This window comes from Flavobacterium cyanobacteriorum, assembly GCF_002251835.1.
GTDB classification, from domain to species: domain Bacteria; phylum Bacteroidota; class Bacteroidia; order Flavobacteriales; family Flavobacteriaceae; genus Flavobacterium; species Flavobacterium cyanobacteriorum.
The window spans coordinates 1-1,931 of sequence record NZ_NOXV01000040.1 but is presented as its reverse complement, the minus strand read 5'-3'; the positions used below and the strand labels follow the sequence as shown (position 1 = coordinate 1,931).

Sequence of the window (1,931 nt, the reverse complement as noted above, 5' to 3'; positions counted from 1 at the left end):
CGTCAACCCTTTTTTATTTAACAAATAAGTTTAAACCACTTCTATATAAAGCACAATACTTAAATCTTAACGAACACATACTTTATAGAATTACATTAGAGGCAACTCCAAAAAACCAAAAGAATATTGATATAACTAAAGTTAAAGACATAAAAGATCCTGTTGTAAATAAATTTACAGGTATAAAATATTATGTTATTGAGTTTGATAAAAAATTAAGAATTTGTGTTTCATCTCCTTCAGAAAAACAAATTATTTTAGATTACATCAATAGTGATAGATATGACAATTTTACACCTGCATTTTCAAAATTTAGCATTGCAAATATTAGAATTGGTATAAAAGATCGCAAAAAGGATCCAAAAACAATTGCACAAAGTGGGACACCATTATGTGGTATTGCATGTATTGGGTTTCTTATGATAAAATATCAGCCAAATGATTATGCTACATTAATTGAAGATTTGTATTCTTATGCAGGAGCGTTTTACAATAAAAGCAATTATTACATAAAGCCTTGGAATAAATGGCCTTTTGGCCAGGTTTATGATATTAATCCATATGATAAGAAAGATTATCCTAAATCTTCGGGGAAACCTATGGCTCAATGTGACTATATTTTATTAGCTAGCATCAAGTCTTCTGAGAACGATATACGTTCATACGATGGGAAAAGCGACAAGAATATCGTAATTCCATTTGATTTAGGAGAAATTGATGTTGATGGAATTGGAGGGCTAACATTATCAGGTACTATTACAAAATTATTAGAAAGCATGTTGCTTGCTGATGAAGTTGATGATCTTACGAGTTATATTGACTCTGAGGAGGATGATCTGAAAATGCTGAAAGATATGGACAATCTTTACATTAAGAAATATGAATGTATTATGCTGATTAAATCTATAATGCTTGAGGCAACACAACCTTGGACAAAAGATGATATAGAACAAAGTGAAAAAACATTTCCTGACCATTGGGTAATGTATGCAGGTGACCTTGTTGATAATGGTAAGAACGTAACCTTTAAGGTTTATTCATGGGGTGGAGAAATAAAAGTTAATGTAACTTATCAACAGTTTAAAAATACTTTTCACGGATATATTAAATGTAAACTGTAAATGAAAAAAACAATAAAGCTTATATTGATATTTGTAAGCACAGCTGTATTGCTATTAGTATTATTCACAAGTTTATTTACTAATAATTATAAAGGTGATTATGAAAAAAGGAAATCTTGCCAAAATAATCCTCTTAATTACAGTTTTCCTGTTTATCTCGATACTTTTGAGGTAGAAGAAGTGAATAATTCAAAGGTATATGTAATAAATTCCAAGGGTGCAGTCGTAGACAGTACAATAATAAGGTTGAGCGGTGAGAAACGGACCTCTAGTCCCGCGACATATGAATTTGAAAAAAATATTTCAACAAAACATACATGGAAAATATTTATAAATAAAAAATTCGGTAATAGCCCTGAGCACATCATAATAACTAATATTAAAACAAAAGCTGCCCAAGAAAGGACAATGACCGGGCATATAATTATGTGCTACATATATGAATGGGAAGTAAATGGTAAAAAATATATAAATAGTAATTATGTAGAAGGCAACCAAAAATTTATTCTCGGGCAATAAGACAACTAATACTGAAACTTATAACAAAGTATAAGGATTATATGTATTCAGTATGTTTAACTATATTTTTTAAAGATACAGTTTATTTTCAAGGTAAAATTAAAAAGTAAAAATGAAGAAAGTAATATTAATTATTTCATTAACAATCGTTTCTGTTATACTTGTAATTTTTCTATTAAAACATATTGACAAAAAATATAAGTCTTATCAGTGTTCCAATTCATTTACGTATGAATATCCTCTATATTTAAGTACACGACAAAAATTGTATTAAATTAATTTCCAGCTTAT

Annotated in this window: 2 protein-coding genes; both read left to right on the top strand. The window is 28.5% G+C overall.

Annotated features, from left to right (window positions below):
• The coding region (locus CHU92_RS15670) for a hypothetical protein (protein WP_165764541.1) at positions 1-1,121 on the top strand (1,121 nt) is incomplete at its 5' end.
• Positions 1,122-1,640 carry a hypothetical protein gene (locus CHU92_RS00345; RefSeq protein ID WP_094411469.1) on the top strand — a complete coding sequence of 173 codons (519 nt, stop codon included), beginning with the start codon at positions 1,122-1,124 and terminating at the stop codon, positions 1,638-1,640. It begins immediately after the preceding gene.
• Positions 1,641-1,931 lie beyond the last annotated feature (291 nt).

Bases quoted from the DNA above. Each gene is read 5' to 3' on its own strand.
- CHU92_RS00345 (WP_094411469.1), top strand. From the start codon at position 1,122: ATGAAAAAAACAATAAAGCTTATATTGATATTTGTAAGCACAGCTGTA.